The sequence below is a fragment of the Mesorhizobium sp. ES1-1 genome, assembly GCF_020164785.1.
Classification (GTDB): domain Bacteria; phylum Pseudomonadota; class Alphaproteobacteria; order Rhizobiales; family Rhizobiaceae; genus Mesorhizobium.
The window spans coordinates 186,284-212,645 of the sequence record NZ_JAIUGX010000011.1; the positions used below are offsets into that span (position 1 = coordinate 186,284).

General features: G+C 64.0%; 22 protein-coding genes. 10 read left to right on the forward strand and 12 right to left on the reverse strand.

Annotation, left to right across the window (positions count from 1 at the left end; genetic code table 11):
* Nucleotides 1–11 precede the first annotated feature (11 nt).
* Complete coding sequence (locus LB513_RS19685; protein ID WP_224665174.1) at nt 12–419, reverse strand: GtrA family protein; 408 nt, start codon at nt 417–419, stop codon at nt 12–14.
* A complete protein-coding gene (locus LB513_RS19690; protein ID WP_224665175.1) occupies nt 416–1,660 on the reverse strand; it encodes a glycosyltransferase family 2 protein in 1,245 nt (414 codons plus the stop codon). The genes LB513_RS19685 and LB513_RS19690 overlap by 4 nt, the downstream gene beginning before the upstream one ends.
* Nucleotides 1,661–1,897: 237 nt before the next feature.
* On the opposite strand from LB513_RS19690, the gene gshB reads away from it, so the two are divergent.
* Nucleotides 1,898–2,839, forward strand: a complete 942-nt coding sequence (gene gshB, locus LB513_RS19695) for a glutathione synthase (RefSeq protein ID WP_224665176.1) — start codon at nt 1,898–1,900, stop codon at nt 2,837–2,839.
* A 35-nt stretch (nt 2,840–2,874) separates the two neighbouring features.
* Here the strand turns inward: gshB and LB513_RS19700 are convergent, their stop codons facing one another.
* Nucleotides 2,875–4,230, reverse strand: a complete 1,356-nt coding sequence (locus LB513_RS19700; RefSeq protein ID WP_318011204.1) for a caspase domain-containing protein — start codon at nt 4,228–4,230, stop codon at nt 2,875–2,877.
* A 175-nt stretch (nt 4,231–4,405) separates the two neighbouring features.
* Here LB513_RS19700 and LB513_RS19705 point away from each other — a divergent pair, with 175 nt between their 5' ends.
* The 3 genes from LB513_RS19705 to LB513_RS19715 all read left to right on the forward strand — a co-directional run bounded on the left by LB513_RS19705 (nt 4,406) and on the right by LB513_RS19715 (nt 8,434).
* Nucleotides 4,406–5,938, forward strand: coding sequence for a YifB family Mg chelatase-like AAA ATPase (locus LB513_RS19705; RefSeq protein WP_224665177.1), 1,533 nt, complete (start codon nt 4,406–4,408; stop codon nt 5,936–5,938).
* Nucleotides 5,939–6,147: 209 nt separating this feature from the next.
* Nucleotides 6,148–7,467, forward strand: a complete 1,320-nt coding sequence (locus tag LB513_RS19710) for a cytochrome P450 (protein WP_224665178.1) — start codon at nt 6,148–6,150, stop codon at nt 7,465–7,467.
* 7 nt (nt 7,468–7,474) lie between these two features.
* Entirely contained in the window at nt 7,475–8,434 is a 960-nt protein-coding gene (locus LB513_RS19715) for a glycosyltransferase (protein ID WP_224665179.1), read from the forward strand.
* 41 nt (nt 8,435–8,475) lie between these two features.
* Here LB513_RS19715 and LB513_RS19720 read toward each other — a convergent pair whose 3' ends face one another.
* From LB513_RS19720 to LB513_RS19730, 3 genes are all read right to left on the reverse strand, one after another.
* Nucleotides 8,476–10,644 carry a malate synthase G gene (locus LB513_RS19720; protein WP_224665180.1) on the reverse strand — a complete coding sequence of 723 codons (2,169 nt, stop codon included), beginning with the start codon at nt 10,642–10,644 and terminating at the stop codon, nt 8,476–8,478.
* Nucleotides 10,645–10,773: 129 nt separating this feature from the next.
* Complete coding sequence (locus tag LB513_RS19725; RefSeq protein ID WP_224665181.1) at nt 10,774–12,816, reverse strand: hydantoinase/oxoprolinase family protein; 2,043 nt, start codon at nt 12,814–12,816, stop codon at nt 10,774–10,776.
* Nucleotides 12,817–12,971: 155 nt separating this feature from the next.
* On the reverse strand, nt 12,972–13,190 hold the full coding sequence (locus tag LB513_RS19730) for a DUF1127 domain-containing protein (RefSeq protein ID WP_224665182.1): 219 nt from the start codon (nt 13,188–13,190) through the stop codon (nt 12,972–12,974).
* A 68-nt stretch (nt 13,191–13,258) separates the two neighbouring features.
* Here LB513_RS19730 and LB513_RS19735 point away from each other — a divergent pair, with 68 nt between their 5' ends.
* Nucleotides 13,259–13,933, forward strand: coding sequence for an ArsR/SmtB family transcription factor (locus tag LB513_RS19735; RefSeq protein WP_224665183.1), 675 nt, complete (start codon nt 13,259–13,261; stop codon nt 13,931–13,933).
* A gap of 27 nt (nt 13,934–13,960) precedes the next feature.
* Here LB513_RS19735 and ligD read toward each other — a convergent pair whose 3' ends face one another.
* From ligD to LB513_RS19750, 3 genes are all read right to left on the reverse strand, one after another.
* Nucleotides 13,961–16,504, reverse strand: coding sequence for a DNA ligase D (gene ligD / locus LB513_RS19740; RefSeq protein WP_224665184.1), 2,544 nt, complete (start codon nt 16,502–16,504; stop codon nt 13,961–13,963).
* 11 nt (nt 16,505–16,515) lie between these two features.
* Nucleotides 16,516–17,391, reverse strand: a complete 876-nt coding sequence (locus LB513_RS19745; protein ID WP_224665185.1) for a Ku protein — start codon at nt 17,389–17,391, stop codon at nt 16,516–16,518.
* 114 nt (nt 17,392–17,505) lie between these two features.
* On the reverse strand, nt 17,506–18,012 hold the full coding sequence (locus tag LB513_RS19750) for a ferritin-like domain-containing protein (protein ID WP_224665186.1): 507 nt from the start codon (nt 18,010–18,012) through the stop codon (nt 17,506–17,508).
* A 397-nt stretch (nt 18,013–18,409) separates the two neighbouring features.
* On the opposite strand from LB513_RS19750, the gene LB513_RS19755 reads away from it, so the two are divergent.
* The 3 genes from LB513_RS19755 (at nt 18,410) to LB513_RS19765 (ending at nt 20,977) form a co-directional block, all read left to right on the forward strand.
* Complete coding sequence (locus tag LB513_RS19755; RefSeq protein ID WP_224665187.1) at nt 18,410–18,556, forward strand: hypothetical protein; 147 nt, start codon at nt 18,410–18,412, stop codon at nt 18,554–18,556.
* Between the two features lie 207 nt (nt 18,557–18,763).
* Nucleotides 18,764–19,225, forward strand: a complete 462-nt coding sequence (locus LB513_RS19760; protein ID WP_224665188.1) for a thiol-disulfide oxidoreductase DCC family protein — start codon at nt 18,764–18,766, stop codon at nt 19,223–19,225.
* A 21-nt stretch (nt 19,226–19,246) separates the two neighbouring features.
* On the forward strand, nt 19,247–20,977 hold the full coding sequence (locus LB513_RS19765) for a DUF4166 domain-containing protein (protein ID WP_224665189.1): 1,731 nt from the start codon (nt 19,247–19,249) through the stop codon (nt 20,975–20,977).
* On the opposite strand, the gene LB513_RS19770 is transcribed toward LB513_RS19765, so the two are convergent.
* The 3 genes from LB513_RS19770 to LB513_RS19780 all read right to left on the reverse strand — a co-directional run bounded on the left by LB513_RS19770 (nt 20,890) and on the right by LB513_RS19780 (nt 24,480).
* Nucleotides 20,890–21,273, reverse strand: coding sequence for a DUF1850 domain-containing protein (locus LB513_RS19770; protein ID WP_224665190.1), 384 nt, complete (start codon nt 21,271–21,273; stop codon nt 20,890–20,892). The two genes, LB513_RS19765 and LB513_RS19770, sit on opposite strands and share 88 nt — an antisense overlap.
* A 73-nt stretch (nt 21,274–21,346) precedes the next feature.
* On the reverse strand, nt 21,347–23,452 hold the full coding sequence (locus tag LB513_RS19775) for a TRAP transporter permease (protein WP_224665191.1): 2,106 nt from the start codon (nt 23,450–23,452) through the stop codon (nt 21,347–21,349).
* 68 nt (nt 23,453–23,520) lie between these two features.
* A complete protein-coding gene (locus tag LB513_RS19780; RefSeq protein WP_224665192.1) occupies nt 23,521–24,480 on the reverse strand; it encodes a TAXI family TRAP transporter solute-binding subunit in 960 nt (319 codons plus the stop codon).
* Nucleotides 24,481–24,738: 258 nt separating this feature from the next.
* Here LB513_RS19780 and LB513_RS19785 point away from each other — a divergent pair, with 258 nt between their 5' ends.
* On the forward strand, nt 24,739–25,116 hold the full coding sequence (locus tag LB513_RS19785; protein WP_224665193.1) for a YciI family protein: 378 nt from the start codon (nt 24,739–24,741) through the stop codon (nt 25,114–25,116).
* Entirely contained in the window at nt 25,116–26,360 is a 1,245-nt protein-coding gene (locus LB513_RS19790; RefSeq protein WP_224665194.1) for an RNA polymerase sigma factor, read from the forward strand. Before LB513_RS19785 ends, LB513_RS19790 begins: the two co-directional genes overlap by 1 nt.
* The last annotated feature ends 2 nt before the right edge of the window (nt 26,361–26,362 follow it).

Consider the following 26,362-nt stretch of genomic DNA (forward strand, 5'->3'; position numbering starts at 1 on the left):
CGTCGAAGCTTTCAGGCGGCTCTTTGATCGTCGCGAAACACCCAGAGCGATGACAGCACATAGCTCGCCGCACCTGCAGCGACCGTAATCGTGGCCGACATGACCAACGGCGACGCGGAAAATATCGAGACCGCAACATGGGCGGACAGGCCTGCAAACAGCGCGCAGACCAGCTGGGCGACAAGATAGCGGGGGAATGCACGTCCATGGTCGTGCCGTCCCTCGAACGTCCAGCCGCGCTGTGCGGCATATGCCACCACGAACGCCAGCCCATAGGCGATGACGCTTCCGGCAAATGGCGGCAAGCCGGCCGAAACCAAGGCCCACGACAGCACGAAGAACAGCAGCGCCGCGCCAACACCGACCACGGCGAACCGAACAAGCCGTGCCGAGGCTAATTTAAGTGCAAGCCCTTTCATTTTTCAGCAGGCAAGACCGGTCGGCCCGATCCGTTGGCCTGGCTTGCTTTCAGACGTTTTACCGGTATTTCCAGGACTCCCAGCAGAAATGCCGAGAAGAATGCCTGTAATGAAATGACGATCAGGCTGAGGCCAAGCACGACGATGCGCGGGATCCCGCAATCGTTCAGCGGACCGAAGCCGAGATGCGCCCAGCGCGCCACGGCATACAAGAAGAACAGCGCCCCACCGGCGAAACAGATGCCGGCATTGATGGCGAGGCGATCGGTGCTGATGGTTCTGGTCAACCAATCGGAACTTCGGCTTGGCGGCAGGATGCCGGTGATGTCGGCATAGTAGCGCGAAATCGCGCCAAAAGTGACGAGCTGGACGCCGGTGACGACCATAAAACAGGCGGCGACGAAGGTGTTGAGGTCGAGCGACAGATTGTCGATCACGCGCAGCGGTCCGAAAACAAGCAGCGCCGCAAAGAGGGCCCCAAGCCCGCCGAGTATGGTGCCCGGTATGAAAAACATCCAGCGCGGGTTGTAGACCAGCAGGAACTTCAGGTGCCGCCAGCCGTCGCGCCACGTCCTGAGATGCGGCGGCCGGCTGCGGCCATCTGGCTTGAGCCTGGTCGGCACTTCCTCGATGCGCAGGCCGGCCAGCGCGCCGCGCACCACCATTTCACTGGCGAATTCCATGCCGGTCGTCTGCAAATCGAGCTGCCTGATGCTCTCGGTGTTGAAGCCGCGCAGGCCGCAGTGGAAATCACCGGTCTTGATGCGGAAGAACAGCCGGCCGACGAAGCTCAACACCGGGTTGCCGAGATAGCGGTGCAGCGGCGGCATGGCACCGGGCTCGATGCCGCCTTGGAAGCGATTGCCCATGACCAGGTCGGCGCCGTCACGCAGGCGTGCAACGAAGGCCTCCAGCGCGCCGAAATCATAGCTGTCGTCGGCATCGCCCATAATGATGAAGCGGCCCTTGGCGGCGGCGATGCCGCCGAGCAAGGCGGCGCCATAACCCTTTTCGGCCACGGGCACCACCCGGGCGCCGATCGCCGAGGCGATGTCCTGCGAACCGTCGGTGCTGCCATTGTCGGCGATCAGGACCTCGCCGGATATCCCGGCCTTGCCGAGAAAAGCCTTCGCCTTCCCGATGCAGATGGCTAGCGTCTCGGCCTCGTTGAGGCACGGCATGAGAATGGTGAGTTCGAGTTCTTTGGCCGAGGCGGCGCGGATGGGGGTGACAGCGTTCATGGTCGTTGTTCCATCGGGAACCGGTGCAGCAACAGCGGGCCGGTAAATTCGGCCCTAGCCTTGCACGGCAAGGCTTAAGAAAACGATGACGGCCAGGTTCGCCTTGTCTCCAACGGGGTCGATCGCGGCCAGGCTTGCTGGTACCGGATGCTGATCTTCAAAATGTCGCGATTGGCAGACGAGCGGCGAGGCTGTACAGGCAAGACAGTTGCCTATCGGATGCGCCGGAGACCTGCCATGAAGCTGAAAATCGCCGTCCAGATGGACCATATCTCCACCGTGTCGATCGCCGGCGACACCTCGTTCGCGCTGTCGCTGGAAGCGCAACGGCGCGGCCATGCACTGTTCCACTATACGCCCGACAGGCTGTCGCTGCGCGACGGCAAGGTGTTCGCGCGCATCGAGGCGATGCAGTTGCGCGACGAGCAGGGCAACCACTATTCGCTGGGCGAGAAGGTGCGCACCGACCTGTCGGAAATGGACGTCATCCTGCTGCGCCAGGACCCGCCCTTCGACATGAACTACATCACCACCACGCATATTCTCGAGCGTATCCATCCGAAGACGCTGGTCGTTAACGACCCGGCCTGGGTGCGCAACAGTCCGGAGAAGATCTTCGTCACCGAGTTCCCCGACCTGATGCCGGAAACGCTGATCACCAAGGACCCGCTGGAAGTCGCCGCCTTCCGCAAGGAGTTCGGCGACATCATCGTCAAGCCCCTCTACGGCAATGGCGGCGCCGGCATTTTCCATCTGCACGAAGCCGACCGCAATTTGGCGTCGCTGCTCGAGATGTTCGGACAGATGTTCCGTGAGCCGTATATCGTGCAGCGCTATTTGAAGGACGTACGCAAGGGTGACAAGCGCATCATCCTGATCGACGGCGAGGCGGTTGGCGCCATCAACCGGGTGCCGGCCGAACACGATTCCCGCTCCAACATGCATGTCGGCGGCCGTGCCGAAAAGACCGAGCTGACGGACCGCGAGCGCGAAATCTGTGCCCGCATCGGGCCTTCGCTGAAAGAACGCGGCTTCATCTTCGTCGGCATCGACGTCATCGGCGACTACATGACCGAGATCAATGTCACCTCGCCGACCGGCGTGCGCGAAGTGAAACGGTTTGGCGGCGCCGACATCGCCAGCCTGTTCTGGGACTGTGTCGAGGCCAAGCGGCGGTAGTCTTCAGTAGAAGAAAGACCGAGCCGGATCGGGTCTCACTTACGTCGGGCCTTTGCCCGGAACGAGAACACCAACTCCTCGTCCTGCCATCCGGTCTGCTTGCAGTCCTGGCCACGAACCGGCGAGCGGCCGGTCAATACGACTTTCATCTGGTCTGCGGAAACGCGGCCCTTGACCGGATAAGAGATGGGGCCGCAATACCTGGAGAAATGATAGGCATGGCCGATGTAATCGTTGCCGGAACGCTCGCCCTTGAACAACAGAGTGCCCTTGCGAGCCCCCGCGCGCGTCAACAGCGCCCTGGGCCTCTCATAATAGAACACACGGTTCGCCCCGCTCGCAGACAGGGCGACAACGGAGCCGTTGTGATTCCAATAGTTCGACACCTCATAAACAGGTCCCGGTGCCGTCATGGCCCGTGCCTGTTCCGGCGTTTCGATGGTTAATGCCCTGCTGTCCGCCAGGACTGCGCCGGGACGGGTGCCGAGCTGTGATCGGATCGCTTCCGCGCAAAAGCCCTGCGGGAAATGGGCTAGATAGGATTCGAGCAGCACGGGCACGGAGGTCGGGCCGATCTGGGCGCATGCGGCGATGTCGGCCTCCACCCAGGCAAATTTGTCGTCCGAAGCGGCCGATGCGACCGCGGCGTCGACAAGATAGACCTGGTCGAGCAGCGCCTCGTTGACCCAAGGCACCTGCCGACGGTTCGTCCTTTTGTAGACTTCGGTGCGAACCGAGGCGAGGACCTGGCGGATTTCAGCACCCGGCATGCCGAGGTTGAGCAACAGGCCGGCCGTGAAGGGCGAATTGACGCCGTCGCCATCATAGGCAACGTGACCAGGCGCCGTTGCGAAGGCGAACAACGTGCCGATCACCGACACTTCCTGCTGGGCAAGCCCAAGCGCCTCGGCCCCCCGCGAGGTCATTGGCAGAGGATTATTTCTGCAGGCATCGATGAACAGCAGCTTGGCCTTGGCGCCGGAGGCATCCAGTACCTCCGCAATCTCGTTCAGCCGTAGCGTCTGGGTGCGCAGGTCGATCTCAGTCCTGATGTCGGCCGTCACCGGCAGCAGGTAATTCTGCCCGTTGAGCTGAATTCCGTGCCCCGCGTAAAAAACCAGCGCTATGTCGGCGCCCTTGGCCCTGTTGCCGAAATCGCCAAGGGCCTGCAGCATCTGGCCGAGGTCCGCATCGACAGCCTTGACCACATCGAAATGCAGTTGGATCTGCAGAAGCGATGCAATGGCGGCGGCATCATTCACCGGGTTGGAGAGCTCACCGACGGCAATATACCTGGAATTGCCATAGACGAGTGCAACTCGTTTTTGCGCATGGCAAGGCGTGCTCAAGATGAGCAGCGCTAACACCAAACCCCACATCACTCTAAACATATGCCGCCCCGGCCTTTCCGAAAAATTGCAGATTACGATGATGCAGGCAAGACATGGCCCGTGAACTCAATGGCGTGTTCCTGTAATGTTCTTGCCAGACGGTCCAATCTGTGATTGTTTCAGCATCCGACAGCTAGTCGCAGCAGTCGGGGGCGGACGATCGTCAGGGGCAGATATGGTAGCGCGGGTTCGTACGGTGGCGTTTCAGGGCATCGAGGCGGTGCCGGTGGACGTGCAGGTGATGATCGCTCCCGGCAAGGTCGGCATGCAGATCGTCGGCCTGGCCGACAAGGCGGTGGCTGAAAGCCGCGAGCGGGTTCAGGCCGCCTTGCATGCTTCGGGCCTGTCGATGCCGTCGAAGAAGGTCACCGTCAATCTGGCGCCGGCCGACCTGCCCAAGGAAGGCAGCCATTACGATTTGCCGATCGCGCTTGGCCTGATGGCCGCTCTTGGCGCCATCCCGGGCGACATGCTGGCCGGGTATGTGGTGCTTGGCGAATTGTCCCTCGACGGCACGATCGCCGCCGTTGCCGGCGCGCTGCCGGCCGCGATCGGCGCCAATGCCGAAGGCAAGGGCCTGATCTGCCCGTTCGCCTGCGGGCCGGAAGCCGCCTGGGCCGGCAAGGATTTCGATATATTGGCGCCGCGCAGCCTGATCGCCATTGCCAATCATTTTCGCGGCACGCAGGTGCTGTCGCGACCCGAGGCCGGCGTCCACGCTTCCGCACGCGACCTGCCCGATCTCGCCGACATCAAGGGCCAGGAGACCGCCAAACGGGCACTGGAAGTGGCGGCCGCCGGCGGGCACAATCTGCTGATGGTCGGGCCGCCCGGCTCGGGCAAGTCGATGCTGGCGCAGCGGCTGCCCTCGATCCTGCCGCCACTGGCGCCGAAGGAGCTGCTCGAAGTGTCGATGATCGCCTCGGTGGCCGGCGAACTCGGCGAAGGCAAGCTGACCGACCGCCGGCCGTTCCGCTCGCCTCACCATTCCGCCTCGATGGCGGCGATGGTCGGCGGCGGCATCCGCGCCAGGCCCGGCGAAGTGTCGCTGGCGCATCACGGCGTGCTGTTCCTCGACGAGTTTCCGGAGTTCACGCCGCAGACGCTCGATGCGCTGCGCCAGCCGCTGGAGACGGGCGACTGCATGATCGCGCGCGCCAACCATCGCGTCACCTATCCGGCGCGCATCCAGCTGGTGGCGGCGATGAACCCGTGCCGCTGCGGCATGGCCGGCGAGCCCGGCTATCGCTGCCTGCGCGGCGATCGTTGCCGCACCGACTACCAGGCCCGTATATCGGGCCCGCTGCTCGACCGTATCGACCTCAGGATCGAGGTTCCGGCGGTCTCGGCCAGCGACCTGATCCGGCCCGACCGGGCAGAGAAGAGCGCCACGGTCGCGCAGCGCGTGGCGCAGGCCCGAACCCTCCAGCGCGAACGCTTCGAACGGCTCGGCGTCAGCAGCGCAACCACCAACGCGCATTGCGCGCCCGCGGTCATCGAGGCGATCGCCATGCCCGACTCCGCCGGTCTCTCGCTGCTCAAGGACGCCAGCGAAAAGCTCGCCTTCTCGGCGCGGGCGTACCACCGCGTGCTTAAAGTGGCGCGCACGCTCGCCGATCTCGACGGCAGCGAAACCGTCGGCCGCATTCATCTGGCGGAGGCGATTTCCTACCGCATGAGTTCAGAGCGGATGGCGCAGGCGGCTTGAGCCGATAGGTGGCGCCGGATGATCGCCTATAGTGTTGCCGGACGAGGCCAGCCAAGCATGCCGCGATCCTGACAATCGCCCAGGGATCGGATTGTCGACGGCGCTGCTCAAATGCGCTGGAGCTGATCTTCGGCAACTGGTACGCTAACTCAATAACAGCTGGCGCACGCATTGTCAGCGCATGCTTAGCCTTAGAGGAAAGACGGGTTATGGGCGGCGTCAGGCACTATATCAATCACTTCAAAATAGCCACCAGGGTGGGCCGCGCAAGATTACAGGGCAGGCTTACTTCCAGTCGGCTGGCCCCTGGCAGAATACTTCCAGAATCGGATGTGGCGCAGCTCGATCAGTTTCATCTGGCGAAACTACACAGAGAATTTGGAAATATATTCACGATCTGGTCGGGCGGTAAATTGACCACGTGCATCGTCGGACACGAACTCGGATTGCGGTTTCTGACAGAAAACAAAGCCAGCTTGCGCGTCGCGACAATTGATATGACACCTCTTTTTCCCGTGGGCTTTTTGCGGGCGATGGAAGGTGAGGCCCATGTCGAGTACCGGCGTTTATTTATCGCCGCTTTTCGTTCCGTCCCACTTCAGGCTCGGGCTACTGAACTTCGCAGCATCTTTCGCGATCGGCTGACACAACTGGCGAAAGGTGAGGGCCGGCTGCGATCCGATGTGGCGGCAAAGGTCATCAAGCAGGCTTCGACGGCGGTGATGCTGGATCTTATCTTGGGTGCGAAGCACGGGTCGAAGGTCGCGAGCGACTTCACAGCGGCGTATGATGATTATGTGCCGAACGGGATGCATCTGGTTATCAGGCCAACCGACCACGCGAAGTATGAGCGAATTAAACGCCTTCTGGTCGATCACGCCAACGATCTGAAGCAATCGCCAACTCCAGCCACGAGCCTGCTTGAATATATCGTGCAGGCAGGAAAACTGGACGAGACCGCGATCGGCAACCTCGTACACATGACGGAACTGGCGCGGCATGATTTCCACGGGCTCGCGCGATGGATATTCCTGGAGCTGGCCGGCCAGGGCAGCTATCTGGATGCGATCGCAGGCGAGTCCGACCTCGCCAGACGGGAGGTGATGGCCAGGTCGGCCGTTTCCGAAACTCTGCGCATGCAACAAAGCGAGTTCATCCTGCGGACCGCGCTCAAGCCCATCATTTTCGACGGATATCTCATTCCGAGGCGCAGCCGGGTGAGGATCTGTATTTGGGAAGCCCATCGGGACCCGACGCAATTTCCCGAACCGGATGTCTTCAAGCCCGACCGGTTTGTCGACCGCAAATTTTCGAGCATGTCCTACGCGCCGCTCGGACTCGATCACCATCGCTGCCTGGGCGCCAACTGGACGCTGCAGTTGGGCGGTATGCTCGTCGAGGAAATCGCCGAGAACTTTTCCCTTGAGCTGCTCAACTATGGCAGCCCCAGCAACGGGTATTTCCATTTCGAGCCAGGCGTGGATTCGCAGGTATCCTTGACGCCGAAGCATTTTTCCAGCGCCCCGTAAAGCGACCATGGGCCGTGTTTGCATCGGCATCGCGTCGCGGGATCGGCCCAGGATGGTCGCCGAATTGCTCGAGTCCATCGGTCGCCTCGAGACGGCGGCGGAACTGGACATCATCCTGGTCGAAAATGGCGATGGCGAGATGCTGCGCCCCGTGGTCGCCAGCTTCGCCGCGAGCCACCAGCAGTTGCGGATCCACCATCTGGCGGAGCCCCGGCTGGGGATTGTGTTCGCGCGAAACGCCGCTCTCGATTTCGCCCTCAAGTCGGATTTCGACAGCCTGGCCTTCGTGGATGACGACGAGGTCGTGACACCCGCTTGGATGGACGAACTCCTGGCTGAACAGCAACGCGGTGGATATGACATTCTAGGCGGTCCGGTGAGGGCCTTTGTCCGCGCCTCTCCCTTGCGATTCTGGGAACGCGCCGTCTGGAAAGGATTGTCTGCGCGCTTCGCGCGGGTGGAACAGAAGTCGGCGGACAGAAAGGCCGGCGAGCGGGACGCGGACATTGTCGTGGCCACGAACAATTGCCTGCTGAGCCTCGACTTCGTTCGAAACGGACAGCTCAGATTCAATGAGCGCTACAATCTGACGGGCGGCGAGGACACACGCTTCTTTCACGATGCCCGCGCGCGCGGCGCCAAGACCGGCTGGGCGCCCAGGGCTGTGGTCCTTGAGGAAATGCCTCGCGAGAGGCTCTCTGCCCTTTACCAGCTCAGGCGCGCGCGCGATCACGCGCTGGTTTCCTTCCACGACAAATTCGACGGCCGCCCCGCCTATAGATGGGTGCACGCACCCGTGTCCGCGGTGCTCAAGCTGCTGTCCGGGCTGGTACTCCTGGTTCTGGCACCCTTCACGTCGGGAGCGACTTTCTTCGATGCGCTAAGGGCGTTCGGCGAGGCCGCAGGGCGGGCCCAGGGATTGATGGGCGCCAGACGCGCGCTCTATACCCGGACCACGGGCAGCTGAGGCAGGCCGGCGACAGGGAAACGTCCTTCTCCCAAATTGCCCTAAGCGCTCCGCGCCTTCAGTTCCAGCCGCCGCGCGTGCAATACCGGCTCGGTATAGCCGTTGGGCTGGACGCGGCCCTTGAAGACGAGGTCGCATGCGGCCTGAAAGGCGATTGAATTGTCGAAATCGGCGGCCATCGGCTGATAGAGCGGATCGCCTTCGTTCTGGCGGTCGACGATCGCGGCCATGCGCTTCATCGTCGCCATGACCTGGTCCTTGCCGCACACGCCATGGTGCAGCCAGTTGGCGATATGCTGCGAGGAGATGCGCAGCGTGGCGCGGTCTTCCATCAGGCCGACATCATGGATATCGGGCACCTTGGAGCAGCCGACGCCCTGGTCGATCCAGCGCACGACATAGCCGAGAATGCCTTGCGCGTTGTTGTCGAGTTCAGCCTGAATATCGACCTCGCTCCAGTTTGGCCGCACCGCGACCGGCACTGACAGAATGTCGTCGAGCCTGGCCTTCGGCCGGTTTTTCAACGCCGCCTGAACGGCATGCACGTCGACCTTGTGGTAGTGCGTGGCATGCAGCGTCGCCGCCGTCGGCGACGGCACCCAGGCGGTGTTCGCGCCGGCCTTGGGGTGAGCGATCTTCTGCTCCAGCATCGCGGCCATCAGGTCGGGCATTGCCCACATGCCCTTGCCGATCTGGGCATGGCCGGCGAGCCCGCATTCCAATCCGACATCGACATTCCAGGCTTCGTAGGCGGAGATCCAGGCGGCCTGCTTCATGTCGCCCTTGCGGATCATCGGGCCGGCTTCCATCGAGGTGTGGATCTCGTCGCCGGTGCGGTCGAGGAAGCCGGTGTTGATGAAAACAACGCGCTCCTTCGCGGCGCGGATCGCTTCCTTGAGGTTGACGGTCGTGCGCCGCTCCTCGTCCATGATGCCCATCTTGATTGTGTTTCTTGCCATGCCGAGCAAAGCTTCGACACGATCGAAGATCTCGACGGCGAAAGCGACCTCCTCGGGCCCGTGCATCTTCGGTTTCACGACATACATCGAGCCGGCGCGGGAATTCATCCGCCGCCCATTCGGCCCGACATCGTGCAATGCGATCAGCGCCGTGATCGCCGCATCCATGAGGCCTTCCGGCACTTCATTGCCGTCACGGTCGATTATCGCCGGATTGGTCATGAGGTGGCCGACATTCCTGATCAGCATCAGCGAGCGGCCGGGCACGGTCAGCGTGCCGCCGGTAGGTGCGGTCCAGGCGCGGTCCGGGTTGAGCTTGCGCACGAAGCTTCGTCCCACCTTGCTGATTTCCTCGGTCAGGTCACCCTTCATCAGGCCAAGCCAGTTGCGGTAGACGATAACCTTGTCCTGCGCATCCACCGCCGCAACCGAATCCTCGCAGTCCTGGATCGTGGTCAGCGCCGATTCGAGGATGACGTCGGCGATCCCCGCCGGATCGGTTCGGCCGATCTGGTTGTCGCGGTCGATGGCGATCTCGATGTGCAGCCCGTTCCTGACCAGCAGCAGTGCCTCGGGGCTGGCGGCCTCGCCGCGATAGCCGACGAATTGCCTGGGATTGGCGAGCGTGGTCGAGCCGGCGCCAGCAGAGAGTTTCAGAGCGTCATTGGCGACCGACAGGCCGTTCACGCCGGCCCATTTGCCCGAGGTGAGCGGTGCGGCTTCGTCGAGGAAACTCTTCGTCCAGGCAACGACCCTGGCGCCACGCGCCGCGTTGAAACTCTTGCCCTTCTCGGCGCCATCCGTGTCGGGGATGGCGTCGGTGCCATAGAGCGCGTCATAGAGCGAGCCCCAGCGCGCATTGGCGGCGTTGAGCGCATACCGCGCATTCATCACCGGCACGACCAGCTGCGGGCCGGCAACGACCGCGATCTCGGGGTCGACATTGTCGGTCGATACGGCGAAGGCCGGGCCTTCCGGCACGATGTAGCCGATCTCTTTCAGGAAGGTCTTGTAGGCGTCCATGTCGATGGGCGCGCCATTGTCGCGATACCAGCCGTCGATCCGCTCCTGAATGGCGTCGCGTTTCGATAGCAAGGCGCGGTTCTTCGGCCCGAGATCGTGGACAATGGCCGAGAAGCCGTTCCAGAAATGCGCCGCCTCGACGCCGGTGCCCGGCAAAGCCTCGCCAACGACAAAATCATGCAGCTCGCGGGCAATCCGCAATCCGGCGATCTCGATGCGATCGATCATCAGGCTTCCTCCAGGCGAAAGGCTTTGCGAGGCTTTGGCATGCCGGGGTTGCAGGGTCAATCGGCTTAGGTTGAAGTGGGGTAAGCGCTGACGCGGCCGGTCGCCCACTTGAGGACTGACAACAATCGCTCACACTGCAATACGCGGCCGGCCGGAGGCCACCGCGACGACATGTGCCTCGATGAACATGCGCTGGGCCTCGACGGTCGAAACCTTGAACTCTGTCGCCACATCCACCTCGGCACTGTCGGTGCCGGCGGCCTTGGCGCGCTGGGCGACAAGCGCCCGCACATCGGCTTCGGCGGCCGCTATAGCCGCCGCCTCATCGAGGAAATCGCGCACCGTCTCGCCGGAAGAAACACGAAACAGCCCTTCCCTGGGCTGGCTGACGCGTGCCTCGGCCGACACCCGCACCTGGCCGACGACTGCGCCAAGCGCATTGGCGACGTCGGTGTCTTCCGGCACCACGCAATCATTGCCGATCAGGGGCGGCAGACCGGCATAATGCAGCGGCGCCGAAGCGCCGAGGCCGATGACCGGGCGATCGAGCGCGACGCTGAGGCGAGCAATGCCGGGATGCGCGTCGACGGCGCGCTGGACCAGCGCATGCGCCACGGTCGCGGCGCCATCCAGCCCGTCCTCGGCGAAAGCGGTCTCAAGGATGACTTCAGCCGACCAGCGCGTCAGCGTCACCAGCACCCGCTCCGAAATCGCTTCCGGCGAGGCGGCAATAGGCTGGCCACGGCCGTCTCGCTTGCGCGCGAACAGCTCGGCGCCAAGACGGGCGGCGACCGGATCCCAATTAGCCTGCCTGCGCAGCACATGAGCGGCGTCGGACGGAGTGAAACCGGCGACATGCACCAGGCCGCGCGACACCAGCCGGTTGAGCGTCGCGTTCTGGGCATTGGAGGTCAGCAGCTTGTCGATGGCGAGCGGCACGGCGCCGACCATCTCGTAAAGCTTGGCTTCGGCGCCGGTCAACCCAGCGGCAAGCCGGTCGGGCACGCCGGTGCGCACCACGAAGCGGCCGTCCATACGGCCAGGATTGGGGGCGCGCAGCTGCCGTTCGAGCTCGGATATGACGGCGCCGCCATGCGCCATGCCGGCCAGCGCCAGGGGCACGAGACGGCGCGGGCCAAGCAGGATCCTCGGATTGAGCGACCCATCCTCGAGCGCCACTTCGGAATCGCCGCCAAGGCCGAAGGTGCGCATGGCGACGGCCTCGACCATGGTGCGGAAACCGCCGACGGTGGCCCCTTCCGGATCGAGACGCGGCCGCCCCTTGTCAAGCACGGCGACGTCGGTGGTGGTGCCGCCGATATCGGACACCAGCGCATTGTCGAGGCCGGTCATGTGGCGGGCTCCGACCAGGCTGGCGGCCGGACCGGAGAGGATCGTCTCGATCGGCCGCTGGCGCGCGAACGCCGCCGAGACCAGCGCGCCGTCGCCGCGCACCACCATCAGGGGTGCCGCGATGGTACGTGCCTCCAGGAAGCCTTCCGTGGCCGCCACCAGCCGGTCGATCATCGAGATCAGCCTGGCATTGAGCAGCGTCGTCAGCGCCCGGCGCGGCCCGCCGAGCTTGGCAGACAGCTCGTGGCTGGCGGTGACCGGAAGGCCGGTCCTGTCACGGATAAGGTCGCGGGCCGCGACCTCATGGGCCGGGTTGCGGGTGGCGAAATAGGCGCAGACGGCGAAGCCGGAAACCGTCGCGCCGAGTTCCGGCAGCATGGCCTCCAGCCCGGAAAGATCGAGCAGCGCGGCATTGCCGTGGACGTCATGGCCGCCGGGGCAGAACATCACCGGGTCGGTGCCGAGGGCCGTCTTCAGCCCATCGCGGGCGAGGTCGGCTTCGCTGAAGCCGATCATCACCAGCGCCACGCGGCCGCCCTGCCCCTCGACCAGGGCGTTGGTGGCAAGCGTCGTCGACATCGAAACCAGCTTGATGTCGGCCGGATCGGTGCCGGCCCTCTCGAGAACTGCATCGACGGCACCGGAAATGCCTACGGCCAGATCATGCCGCGTGGTCAGAGCCTTGGCCTTTGCCAGAACCTTGCCCTTGTTCGGCCCCTGTTGCGGGCCTTCTGTTTCGGACCACAGCACGGCATCGGTATAGGTGCCTCCGGTATCTATCCCGAGGAACAGCGGCTTTGGCTTGGTCTTGACGGTCATTGCTGATGGCGGTCCGGCTGGCGGGTTTACGTGCTGCCCCTGCCCCTTAGCCGATCACGACCGGCCGATAAAGCCGCGAGCGCTGGGCCAAGCTGGAGTTCGCTCGTGGTTTTCGCCGAGACGTTGGGCGCTTGGCGAGCCATCCGCCGCGATGGTCATGGTCGCCAGAAGGGCTTCGCGCATTCGCGGCGCACATCGTCGCCCGTCAGGCCCAGGTCGGCCAGAAGACGATCGTCGATCTCGGCGAGGTCGAGACGCTGCAGATGACGGTCATACCACCGGGCCAGCAAGCGCGGGCGCATCCAGGTGACGTGCGGGAACGGTCGGCGGCCAGGTAGCGGCGGCGCGGGAGTGCAAGCAGTTCGTGCAGTCATCGTCATCTCCTTGCTCCGATGGGAGATTAGTGATTATCTGACAAGAACGCTTCGATGGAGAACGAACAATGCGTGAGGGACCCGACATCGCCCGCATCGCCGGCCTGGTCGGCGATCCTGCGCGCGCCAACATGCTCAACGCGCTCATGGGCGGCACCGCGCTGACGGCGAGTGAGCTGGCGCTGGAAGCCGGCGTGTCGCTGCCGACCGCGTCTTCGCACTTGTCCAAACTGCTCGAAGGCGGACTGCTGACCCTGGCCAGTCAGGGGCGCCACCGCTATTACGGCCTTGCCGGGCCACAGGTCGCCGGCATGATCGAGGCTATCACCGGAGTCGCGGAAACGGTCGGCCCCAGGCGCGTGCGGCCAGGTCCACGCGACGGCGCCATGCGCGTGGCGCGCGTTTGCTACGATCATCTTGCAGGCGAGCGGGCGGTGGCGATGCTCGACCGGCTGGTGGACAAGAATGTGCTGGTCCGCGACGACAAGGAGATCAGGCTGGGCGCTTCGGCGGGTTCGCATTTTGCCGCCATCGGCATCGATGTCTACACCAAGCCGCGGCGGCCGGTCTGTCGCGCCTGCCTGGACTGGAGCGAGCGCCGTTCACACCTGGCCGGCACGTTGGGGGCCGCCATCCTCGACAAGATCCTCATGGAAAAATGGGCCCGTCGCGAGAAGGACAGCCGCGCGGTGGTGTTTTCGCCGCCGGGCAAGCAGGCCTTCGAGAAGGTGTTCTTGAGCTAAGACGCCAGGCAATCGCCTCCGGTCGGCCTACTCCTGCTTCAACGCCTTGGCCTGCTTGAAGAAATCCGCCCAAGGGTCGGCCTCCTCCAACTTGGCCAGTGTCGACTTGTCGCCGATCGGGAACGCGTTCGGCGCCAGGCCGGCCTCGATCTCCGGCCAGGTGACAGGCATCGACACGGTAGCCCCCTTTTTTGCCCGCGACGAATAGGGCGCGACCGTCGTCGAGCCGCGGCCGTTGCGCAGATAGTCGACGAAGATCTTTCCGGTCCGCGCCTTCTTCGACAGCGTCGCCGTATAGCGGTCAGGGGCCGACTGCTCGAGCGCCTTGGCGAAGTCGTGGGAGAAGCTCTTCACCGCCTCCCAGTCCGCCGATTGCTTCAAGGGCACCAGGACATGGAAGCCCTTGCCACCCGAGGTCTTGATGAAATTGGGCAAGGACAGATCGTCGAGCTTGGCCCTGATGTCGAGGGCGGCCTCGCGGACCGCATTCGCATCGACGCCCTCATCGGGGTCCAGATCGAAAATGATCTGGTCCGGCTGTTCGATCTTGTCGATGGTGGAACCCCATATATGGATTTCCACGACGCCATATTGCACCAGCGCGGCAATGCCGTCGAAATCCCGGATGAACAGGATTTCTTCGCCATCGGTCGGATCCTTCATCCGCGCGATCTTCTCGCTCATGCCGGCCGATGCATGTTTCTGGAAAAAGCGGGGGCCGCCGACGCCGTCGGGCGCACGCACCAGGCTGAGCGGACGGTTGATGATGAACTGCTCCATACGCGGCCAGACAAGTGCATAGTGATCGAGCAGGTCCTGCTTGGAGATCTTCTCCTCGGGCCACAGCAGCTTGTCGGGATGGGAGAGCTTTACCGAAGTGGTTATGGTTGCCGTGACTTTGCCGGCACCGTTCGAAGGCGGCTTCGACCGGGCGGGGCTCTTGCCCGTCGCTGCCTTGCCCGTCGTTTCCTCGCTCGTCGGCTCCTTGGGCTTTTCCTGCACGACTTCCTCCGCCGGCTTGTCCTCGCGCAATCCCTGGAACGAGGCGTGGCGTATTATACGGTCGGACGTCCAGCTGCGAAACTCCACTTCGCCGACAAGCTCCGGCTTTACCCAGACCAGGCCTTTGCCTTTCGGAACGGTGGTATCGAAGGGCGATGACGGCGCCTTCAGCGCGTCGAGTCTCGCCTTCAGCTCGGCGGCGCCCTTGGCCGAAAACCCCGTGCCGACGCGCCCGGCATAGTGCAGCGTGCCGCCTTCATTATATCCGACCAGCAGCGAACGCAGACCGCGCCCGGTCTTGTCCGACGGCAGATAGCCGCCGATGACGAACTCCTGCCGCGCCGTGCATTTCGACTTCACCCAGGCTGGGCTGCGACCGCCGCGATAGGACGCATCCGCACGCTTGGAGACGACGCCTTCCAACCCCATCCGGCAGGCATGTTCCAACATGATCTTGCCGGGCTCGGCAAAATGGTCGGAGAAGCGGACCGCCGAATTATCATCCTGCTCGCCAAGCAAGTCGCGCAGCGCCTGCTTGCGCTCGACAAGCGGCTCGGGGCGCAGATCCTCGCCGTCGAGCCGCATCAGGTCGAAGACATAGTAGATGAAGCGGTCCGTCCGCCTGGCCGACAGGTCGGCCTGCAGCAGGGCAAAAGAAGAAACGCCGTTGTCGGCCAGCACGACGATCTCGCCATCGATGATGGCGTCGCTACAGTCGAGCGCCGCAAGTCGGGTTGCAATCGCGTCGCCGAATTTCCCTGTCCAGTCCAGGCCGGTGCGGGTCAGCAGCCGCACCTTATTGCCGGAAATCTGGGCCTGCATGCGATAGCCGTCGAATTTGACTTCGTGCAGCCAATCCTTGCCGGCGGGCGCCTCGCGTTCAAGGGTCGCGAGTTGCGGTTCCATGAAGTCGAGCGGCCTGGCCGCCGTCGACGGCTTCGCGGTGGCTGGCGTGCCGGAGGGCCGGGCCTTCGGCTTCTGGTCCTTGCCGGATTTGCCCGCGCCGACCTCCTCGATCGTCAGGCCCGACTTCACCGATTCCGGCGCGTCCTTAAGAACATCCTCGCCCGGACGCGCCGCCGCGTCATCGGATTTGATCAACAGCCAGTTCTCGCGCTTTTCACCGGCGCGGGGCTTCAACCGCACCAGATGCCATGTCCCATGCAGCTTGTGGCCCTTGAGTTCGAAGCTGATATGGCCCTTCTGCATCGCCTTGGCCGGGTCGCCGTCGGGGATCCAGCTCCCTTCGTCCCATACGATGACCGAGCCGCCGCCATATTCGCCTTTGGGAATGGTGCCTTCGAACGGCGCGTAGTCGATCGGGTGGTCCTCGACATGCACCGCGAGACGCTTTTCATGCGGATCGAGGCTCGGGCCGCGCGTCACCGCCCAGCTCCAGAGCACGCCGCCATGTTCGAGGCGCAAATCGTAGTGGAGCGTGGTCGCGGCATGCTTGTGGATGACGAAAATACCGCCGGCCGCGCCCTTGGAAGTGGGTTCGACCTTGCCGGCCGGCTCCGCGGTCTTGTTGAAATCGCGCTTGGCCTGATACCGCTCGAGACTGGCCATCCCTGTACTCCCTAAGCGGATTTGCGCTTGGCCGAGGCGGCTTTCGCCTTGCCCTTGCCCTTGGCCGCCGGCCTGGCCTTGGCCGGCCGGGAGCTCTTCGTCGAAGCGGCATCCGCAGAAAGGCTCGTCTTCAGCGCCTGGAACAGGTCGACGACGTTGGAAGGCTTTGGCTTGTCCTTGGTCTTCGGCACCTTCTTGCCGGCCTTCCTGGCACGGACCAGTTTCAGCAATGCCTCTTCGTACTTGTCATCGAATTCCGATGGGTCGAACTTCGCCTTCTGCTTGTCGATGATGCGCTCGGCGAGGTCGGTCATGTCCTGATCGGTCTTGACGCTCTCGATCTCGCCGAAGATGGTGTCGGGCTGACGCACCGTGTTGTCGTAGCGCAACGTCGTCAGCACCATGCCCTTACCGCGCGGCTCGATCACAACCGGGCGTTCCCTGCTGTAGAGCACGACACGGGCGAGCCCCGCCATCTTCCTTGCGGCCATGGCATTGCGGATGACCGCAAAGGCCTCTTCCGACACCTTGTCGGCCGGGGTCACGTAATAGGGTGTGTCGAGATAGATTTGCTGGATCGAGCTTTTGTCGACAAAACCTTCGAGAGCCAAGGTGTGCGAGGATTCGATCTGCACCGCCTCGATTTCATCTTCCTCGATCTTGATGAATTTCCCATCCTCGACCTCATAGCCCTTGATCTCGTCGCCCTCGCCAAGAGGCTTGCCGCTCTGGCTATCGACATAGATGCGTTTGACCGTGTTCCCGGTCTTGCGGTTCAGGACACGGAACGAGACCTTATCGGCATGGGTGACGACGTTCGTCAGTTCGACGGCGCAGGTGACCAGCGACAGCTTCAGATAGCCTTTCCAGGCCGGACGCGGCGCCATGACAAACTCCCTGCGTGAGACGCTAGCAGCGAGAACGGGCAAAACCTGTTGCGGTTCCGCTTTAGCAAAAGGCGAGGCCGGCGTGATATGCCGGCCTCGCGCCTGTCAGATTGCTTATTCGGCGGCCTGAAGATTGATCTTGCTCTCCGCCATCTTGGTGAGCTCCTGATCGGTGGCTTTCTCCTCCTCGAGATTCTTCGCCAGCACGCTTGCGCAATCGCTGCGCCCAAGCTGCTTGGCCCAGGCGATCAGCGTGCCGTAACGCGTCATCTCGTAATGCTCCACCGCCTGCGCCGATGCGATCAGCGCGGCATCCAGCACCTGCTTGTCGTCGACGTCGCCGCTGACTTCATCGGCCTCCTCGATAATGCCGTCGATGGCCGGGCAGGTGACTTCCTTGGCCTTGACGCCGTGCAGCTCGAACACTTCCTCGACGCGCTCGATATGGCCCCGGGTCTGCACGAGATGCTTCTCGAATCCGGCTTTCAACTGAGGATCGGTTGCCTTCACGATCATTTTAGGCAGCGCCTTCTCGATCTGTTTTTCGGCGTAGTAGATGTCGCGCAGCGTGTGCACGAAGAGGTCATCCAGCGTCTTGATGTCCTTCGAAAAGAAACCCATGGTTCTAGCCTTTCCATTGCTCTTGCCGTTCGGTTTGATGAGCGTGGCTACAGGGCGGCCGCCATGCGGTCACCTCCAGGCTCGGATGGGCAACGTGCTTTGCCGCCGGGGGTTCCTGTGTTTCGCCAAGCGGAAAGGAAATTTCGCCGCGCCTCCAGAACGCGAAACAGATCCGCGCACCGGCGACATCCAAACGAAACATATGTGTTGCAAAAGTCACATCAGGCCCAATGAAGCCCGATAGCACGGAAAGACCCCGAAACAGCCGCATTCCGGCCACGAAGCAGGGCATTTTCGCCCGAAGATTAACACCGCGTTCACCGACTATTCACGCCTCCAGACTACGATGCTCGCAATTCGGAAGGGACATCCGAAGATCGGGACAGGGACTGCCAGAATGAACTTCCTCACGCACATCATCGGCTATGCCGCCGCCATCCGCGAATTCGTCTCGCCCACCTATCGGCCTGAGCGCTACTATATGCGCGGTCCGGGTCCGGCCTGCGCCCGCCGCGGCAATTCGCTGGGCATCAGCGCGCATTGAGCATGAGCTTCGAGAGCCGCCACAACAGCAGGATCTGCAGACCGGCCGCAGAGTCCCGCGCCACCGCTTTTCGCGAAGAGCGTTCCGCTCTTGCCGACAGGCGGCGTGCGACATCGCCGAGCCTTTGATCCCATCTCCGGTCCGCGTAGTATTTCTGGCATAGTGTCTCTGGCGTAGTGTCTGGGGACACGAGCAGCCGGGGCCCGCGTGACCGACCTTCGCAAATCATCTCTGCCCACCAGCCGATCAAGCCGACCTGATCCCCTTGATGCCAGCCAACCGCTGATCGTCTTCGACGGCGTCTGCGTGCTGTGCTCGGGCTTCGTGCGCATGGTGATCAGGTTAGACCGCCACAGCCGCTTTCGCTTCGCCACGGCGCAATCGCCATTCGGCGACGCGCTGTTCAAGAAGCATGGGCTGCGGACCGATAGCTATGAAACCAGTCTCGTCCTGGTTGGCGGCGTTGCCTTCACGCAGCTCGACGGTTTCATAGCCGTCATGACCGAACTTGGCTGGCCCTGGCGGGCGGCAAGGCTGCTGTTGCTGCTGCCCCGTCCCCTTCGCGACTGGCTCTACCGTCGCGTCGCCGAGAACCGGTACGCCCTGTTCGGCAGGAAGGATAGCTGCGCCCTGCCTTCCGTCGAGGTGAGGGGACGGTTCCTTGGCTAAGCCCGGCTCCGGGGGAAGACGATGAAGCTGCTCATTGTCGGCGGCTACGGCACATTTGGCGGGCGCATCGTCCAGCTGCTCGAGAATGAGCCCCGGCTGACAATGATCGTCGCGGGCCGCTCCCTGCCGAAAGCCGAAAGCTGGTGCGCAAGACGTGGCGCTGTCACGGCGCGATTGCTGCCGGCCGCATTCGATCGCGACGGCAACCTCGGGGCGCAGCTGGCGTTGCTGCGCCCCGATACGCTGGTCGATGCGAGCGGCCCGTTCCAGGCCTATGGCGAGGGCCGCTACCGGCTGATCGAGGCCTGCCTAGGGCTCGGCATCAACTACCTCGATCTCGCCGATGGGTCTGGCTTCGTCGCCGGCGTGCAGGATTTCGACGAGGCGGCCAAACAGGCCGGGCTTTACGTCCTGTCGGGCGTCTCCAGCTTTCCGGTGCTGACGGCGGCTGTGGTGCGCCGGCTGTCGAGCGGCATGGCGCGGGTCGATGCGATCACCGGCGGCATCGCACCATCGCCCTACGCCGGCGTCGGCGAAAATGTCATCCGCGCCATAGCGGGTTATGCCGGCCAGCCGGTGGCGTTGCGGCGCAACGGGGGCGCCGCGACAGCCCATCCATTGACCGAACAGATGCACTACACCATCGCGCCGCCGGGCCGTCTGCCGCTGCGCCGCACCCTGTTTTCCCTCGTCGACGTGCCGGATCTGCACGGGCTCGAGGAGTTGTGGCCACGAGCCAAAACCATATGGATGGGCGCCGGACCGGTGCCCGAAATTCTGCATCGTGGCTTGATCGGCCTTGCCTGGCTGGTGCGCGTCGGACTTGTTCGGTCGCTATCGCCGCTGGCTTCCCTGATGCACTGGGCGACCAACCGGCTGCGCTGGGGCGAGCATCGCGGCGGCATGTTCGTTGAAGTGGCCGGCATCGGCGCGGCGGGCGCTCCGCTCAAACGCTCATGGCACCTGCTGGCCGAGGGTGATGACGGACCGCTGATCCCATCCATGGCGGTCGAGGCGTTGGTGCGCAAAGCGCTCGACGGCCAACTCCCGCCGCCGGGGGCTCGAGCCGCGGTGCGCGATCTCGAACTGTCCGATTACGAAGCCTTGTTTGCCGACAAGACGATCCATTTCGGGTTTCGCGACGACAGCGGCGCCGATGCAAACAAGCCTCTCTATGCGATGCTGCTCGGCTGCGCCTGGCAGGGCCTGCCCGATGAAATCCGCGACATGCACGAGCACACCAAGACGGCGGAAGGTCGCGCAAGCGTCGAGCGTGGTCCCAACATAATCGGGCGGCTGGCGGCATGGCTGGTCGGCTTCCCCCAAGCGAACGCCGACATCCCGGTCGGTGTCCGCTTCGACGCATGCAACGGCCAAGAGATCTGGACACGGACATTCGGCGGACATGAGTTTTCAAGCCGTCAGTTCGCCGGGCGAGGCCGTTTCGAACGTCTGCTTTGCGAGCGCTTCGGGCCGCTGACCTTTGCCATGGCTCTGGTCGCCGAGCCAGGCAAGCTGTCGCTGTTCCTGCGCGGCTGGACTCTTCTCGGCCTGCCCCTACCGATGTGGTTTTGCCCCCGCTCGACATCATTCGAAACGGTAGAGGATGGCCGCTTCCGCTTCCATGTCGAGATTTCGCACCCGCTCACCGGCCTGATCGTGCGTTATCGCGGCTGGCTGACGCCGGCAGGATCGCAAGCTTCCAGCGCGATCGTACCGCCCGCCTCGGCGCCAAGTTCTCGGCAGCCCTGAACCGAGCACAACGTCCAACCCTCGCCTGTCGCCCCGGAAGCCGCGAGCACGACACGACGCTGCGGACCGACGCTGGGCGCATAGACCCACCAACCGTCTCGCAGCACCGCCCCTACCGGCGGCTCCATGCCCGCGCCGGAACCCTTGATGCGAGCCTCGACCACTTGCAGGCCGGACGGCATCACTTTCCAGTCTTCCTGCCAGCGGCTCCGTTCCACCGAATGCGTCCAGGACAGGGTGAAGGCAGCAACGGACAGCGTTACCGTCTTGCCGGCGGCCAGGATGCACAGGCTCATGCTGTATGACCTCCTTGCTTGGAAATGATCTCCGGACAAATGAATTGCTTGTCTCGGACCCGGCCTTTCTCGGTCATGCCCTGGCGGGTTGCTGGCGCCCCCGCCAGCAGTGCCAGCCGATCCAGACGAGGGACACGGCCCAGCCGGCTTCGTCGGTCAGCGGCACGGCGGCGACCAGCAGCACGCCGCCGGCGAAGGCGACGAGCCGTTCCCACCATGCCATGCGGCGGGCGAGGAAGCCGACAGCGGCCGCCCCCCACAGCACGATGCCCATGCACGCCTTGGCGACGATATAGGCCACCTCCACGGGATAGCCGAACTGGGCCGCGATCGGTCCGCCATCCTGCAGCATCAGCGCCGGCGTGTAGACCGCCATGAACGGCACGACGAAACCGGCAATGGCGAGCTTGGTCGCCTGGATGCCGATCTTCAGGCCACTCTCCTTGGCCATGGGTGCGGCCGCGAAGGCGGCCAGCGCCACCGGCGGCGTCAGATCGGCCATGATGCCGAAATAGAAAACGAACATATGGCTGACCACCAGCGGCACGCCAAGCGACAGCAGCGCCGGCCCGGCCAGCGACGAGGTTATGATGTAGTTGGGGATGGTGGGTATGCCCATGCCCAGCACCAGGCAGGTCAGCATGGTCAGCACCAGCGACAGGAACAGATTGTCGGCGCCGATCGAGATGATCCAGCCGATGAAGGTCGAGGCGATACCGGTCAGCGTCAGCGTGCCGATGACGATGCCGACGATGGCGCAGGCGATGCCGACCGGGAGCGCGTTCTTCGCCCCTTCGGCGAGCGAGTCTACACATATTCGCAGCGTCTCGCGGCCACCCTTGAACGTGAAACAGGCGGCGACGAGTGCCGCGATGACGAGGCCGAGGACGTTGACGCCGAATTTCATGAACGAGGCGGCGGCCAGCCCGAGCGCCAGCCAGAAGACGACGCGGAAGGCAAGCGGGCCGATCGAAGCCGCCAGCGGCGTACCGAGGATGAGCACGATGGTCAGCGCCAGGCCCATAGTGCCTGCGAAGATCGGCGTATAGCCGGCGAACAGCAGATAGATCAGCGCGGCGAGCGGCAGCACCAGCGGCCAATGTTGCCTGACGGCGTCCCACGGATTGGGCAGATCCGCCTTTGCCATGCCGCGCAGGCCCGCCTTGCCGGCCTCAAGGTGCACCTGCCAGAAGCAGGCGCCGAAATAGAGCAGGGCCGGGATGATCGCGGCCTTGACCACGTCGGCGTAGGGAATGTTCAGCGTCTCCGCCATGATGAACGCGACCGCCCCCATCACCGGCGGCATGATCTGACCGCCCATTGAAGAGGTCGCCTCGACAGCACCGGCGAAGGCTGAGCGGAAGCCGAAGCGCTTCATCAGGGGGATGGTGAACTGGCCGCTGGCCACGACATTGGCGACGCCGGACCCTGAAATCGTTCCCATCAAGGCCGACGACAGCACGCAGACCTGCGCCGGGCCGCCCCGCCAGGTGCCGACAAGCCCTAGCGCGAAATCGTTGAACAGGGCGATCATGCCGGCGCGTTCGAGAAAGGCGGCGAAGACGACGAAGATGAAGATGTAGGCGGCCGAGACATAGATCGGCGTGCCGTAGATGCCCTCGGTGCCATAGGCGAAGGTGTCGACCAGCTGGGCGAAATCATAGCCGCGATGGATGAAGGGCGGCGGCAGATGGTTGCCGACGAAGCAGTAGGCCAGGAAGATGAAGGCGATGAGGGCGAGTGGCAGCCCCATCAACCGCCTGGCTGCCTCGAAAACCAGCACCACCAATACAGTGCCAACGGCCAGGTCCGGCGTGGTCAGGAAGCCGGAGCGCCGGATCAGGTCTGTATAGAACACCCAATTGTAGAGGCCGGTGCCGAAGCCAAGCATACCCAGCACCCAGAACGCGACCTTGGCTGGGACGCTCTTGGCGCGCAAATTGGCGATCAGGCCGAAGCCGAGCAGCAGCAGGAACCCGACATGCATCGCCCGCACCACCTGGCTCGGAATACTGCCATAGGCGGCGACGTAGATCTGGAAGGCGGAAAAGGCGACGGCTATGGCAAAGGCGGCCTTGCCGGCGGTGCCGTCGCCGAAGCCGGGCGGCAGCCCTTCCACCTGCTCTTCGGCGACGAGAACATCCGAGGTCGCTGCTTTGCCGCCGACCATTTCGCTCATCCGATGGTTTCCTCAAAACAAGCGAAGTGTAGCGCGAGGCGCTGGCGAAGACATGTCGACTTGCCGAGCTACTTCAACAGTCCCTTCTCCTTGTAGTAACGCTCGGCGCCCGGGTGCAGCGGCACCGGCATGCCGTCGAGCGCCTTTGCCGGGTCGATCGCCTTCGCGGCCGCATGGGCAGCGGCAAGCTGGTCGAGATGCTCGAACAGCAGCTTGGTCATCTGGTAGGCGGTCTCGTCGGAGACATCCGCGCGGGTGATAAGGAAATTGCCGACGGCGGCCGTGGCGACATCCTCGGTCTGCCCCTCATAGGTGCCCTTGGGAATAAGCACGGAGAGATAGGGCGAGCCGATCTTGGCGACGTCCTCGGCCGGCACGGCAACGACGTTGATCGGCAGCGAGGTTGCGAGGTCGCGGATGGAGGCGACGCCGAGCCCGGCCGATTGCAGCGTGGCGTCGAGCTGCCGGTTCTTGATCAACTCGACCGATTCGGCGAAGGGCAGATATTCGACCCGGCCGAGGTCCTCGTATTTCAGTCCGGCGGCCGCGAATATGGCGCGCGCGTTGAGTTCCGTGCCCGAGGCCGGTGCGCCCACCGACAGGCTCTTGCCCTTGAGATCGGCCAGGGTCTTGATGCCGGATTCCTGGCTGGCGACAATCTGTATGTAGTTGGGATAGATGGCGGCAATACCGCGCAGCTTGTCGAGCTTGCCTGGATATCCGGCCTCGGCGTTGCCCTCGGCGGCCAGCTTGACTGAATCGCCGAGTGCAAAGGCGATCTCGCCCTTGCCCTGCTGCAGCAAATTGAGGTTCTCGACCGAGGCCTTGGTAGCCTGCACCTGGGTGCGGGCGCCCGTGATGCCCTTGCCGTAGATTTCCGACAGCGCCACGCCAAGCGGATAGTAGACGCCCGAAGTGCCGCCGGTCAGCACATTGATGAATTCCTGCGCACCGACAGAAACGACGCCGGCGCCCAATGAAAGCGCCATCGCAGCGGCTGCAACAAACTTGGTTCTGAAATGGAACATCCGGTTTCCTCCCGTGAAATGCCGAGGCTCGCGCCGCCCTCCCCGATACGAGCCTGCGCGAGTTTAGACAGCGAGCCGGAAATGCCAACCCGCAATTCAACCCATTAGACGAACGGTTGAGTTGCACAGAAACAGAAGGGCGCTTGCGCCAGACGACATCGGAGCGGAAAGTTTTTGCCAGCCTGTCGAAATGGGACATGGCCGCGCGACTTAGGGTCGGCCCACTACGATGCGGCCCTGCAACCACGGGAGATGATCATGCAGTATCTGCTTCTTATCTATTCCAACGAAGCCGCAATGGCGGCAGCCCCCAAGGAGGCGGCCGTCCGGATGAGCGCCGCCTACAGCGCCTACACCGAGGCGATGAAGCAAGCCGGCGTGTTCGTCGGTGGCGAGCGATTGAGGCCGACCTCGGTGGCAACCTCCGTACGGGTGGCTGACGGCAAGACCAATGTTCTCGACGGCCCCTACGCCGACACCAAGGAACAGCTTGGCGGCTACTATATGATCGATGTGCCGGACATGGACGCGGCGATTTCCTGGGCCTCGCGCTGTCCCGGCGCGAGCGCGGGCACGATGGAAGTGCGGCCGATCTGGCCGATGGCGGAATACATGACAAACTACACCGCCGCGTGATGAGCGATGATCCGGAAGCGGCCCGGGCGGCGGCCGAGGCGGCCGCCCGGCAAAGCTACGGCAAGCTGATCGCTTATCTCTCCGCCCGGTCCCGCGACGTGGCCGCTGCCGAGGATGCGCTGGCAGACGCCTTTGCCGCGGCGCTCGAAAACTGGCCGCGAACCGGCGTGCCTGACAAGCCGGAGGCCTGGCTGCTGGCGGTGGCGCGGCGGCGAAACGTCGACGCGGTCCGGGGGCGGCTGACCGGCGAGGCCGGCCGCGAGCACCTCAAGCTGCTGGCCGAGGAGGCGGAGGCGCGTGTGACCGACGAAGACCTGCCCGACGAAAGGCTGCGGCTGATGTTCGCCTGCGCCCATCCGGCGATCGACCCTGGCGTGCGGGCACCGTTGATCCTTCAGACGGTGCTGGGCTTCGACGCGGCGACGATCGCATCCGCCTTCCTGGTCTCACCGGCAACGATGGGTCAGCGACTGGTGCGCGCCAAGACCCGTATCCGTGAAACCGGCATTCCGTTCCGCGTACCGGAGCGGAGCGAACTCGGCGAGCGGCTGGACGCGGTGCTGGGAGCCATCTACGCGACGTTCGCGGAAGGCTGGTCCGACCCGGCGGGCACCGAGACGCGGCGTCGCAATCTCGCGACCGAAGGCATCTGGCTCGGCCGGCTGGTGGCTTCGCTGCTGCCCGATGAAGCGGAGGCGCTCGGCCTGCTGTCGCTGATGCTGTTTGCCGAAGCGCGCCGCGCCGCGCGGCGCGATGCGGCCGGAGATTATGTGCCGCTGGCCGAACAGGATTGCGCGCTCTGGGATCACGTATTGATCGACGAGGCGGAAGCCTTGCTCGGCCACGCCGCGACCAAGGGAATCGTCGGCCGCTACCAACTCGAGGCAGCCGTCCAATCCGCCCATGCGGCACGACGGCGGACGGGGCGCACCGACTGGGCGGCGCTCCGCATGCTCTACGACGCCCTGCTTTCGATCGTGGCATCGCCGGTGGTGGCCATCAACCGAGCGGTGGCGATTGCCGAAGGAGAGGGTGCCGCGGCGGGCCTGGCGGCGCTTTACGTGCTTGGTGACGACAAGCGGCTTGATGATTACCAGCCTTACTGGGCAGCCCGGGCGGGCCTGCTTGCCAGGCTGGGTCAGGTCCAGCTGGCAAGCGACGCCTATGAGCGAGCGATCGGCCTCGAACGCGATCCGGCGGTGCGACGCTTCCTGCAGGGAAAACGCGCCGCACTGCGAAATTGATC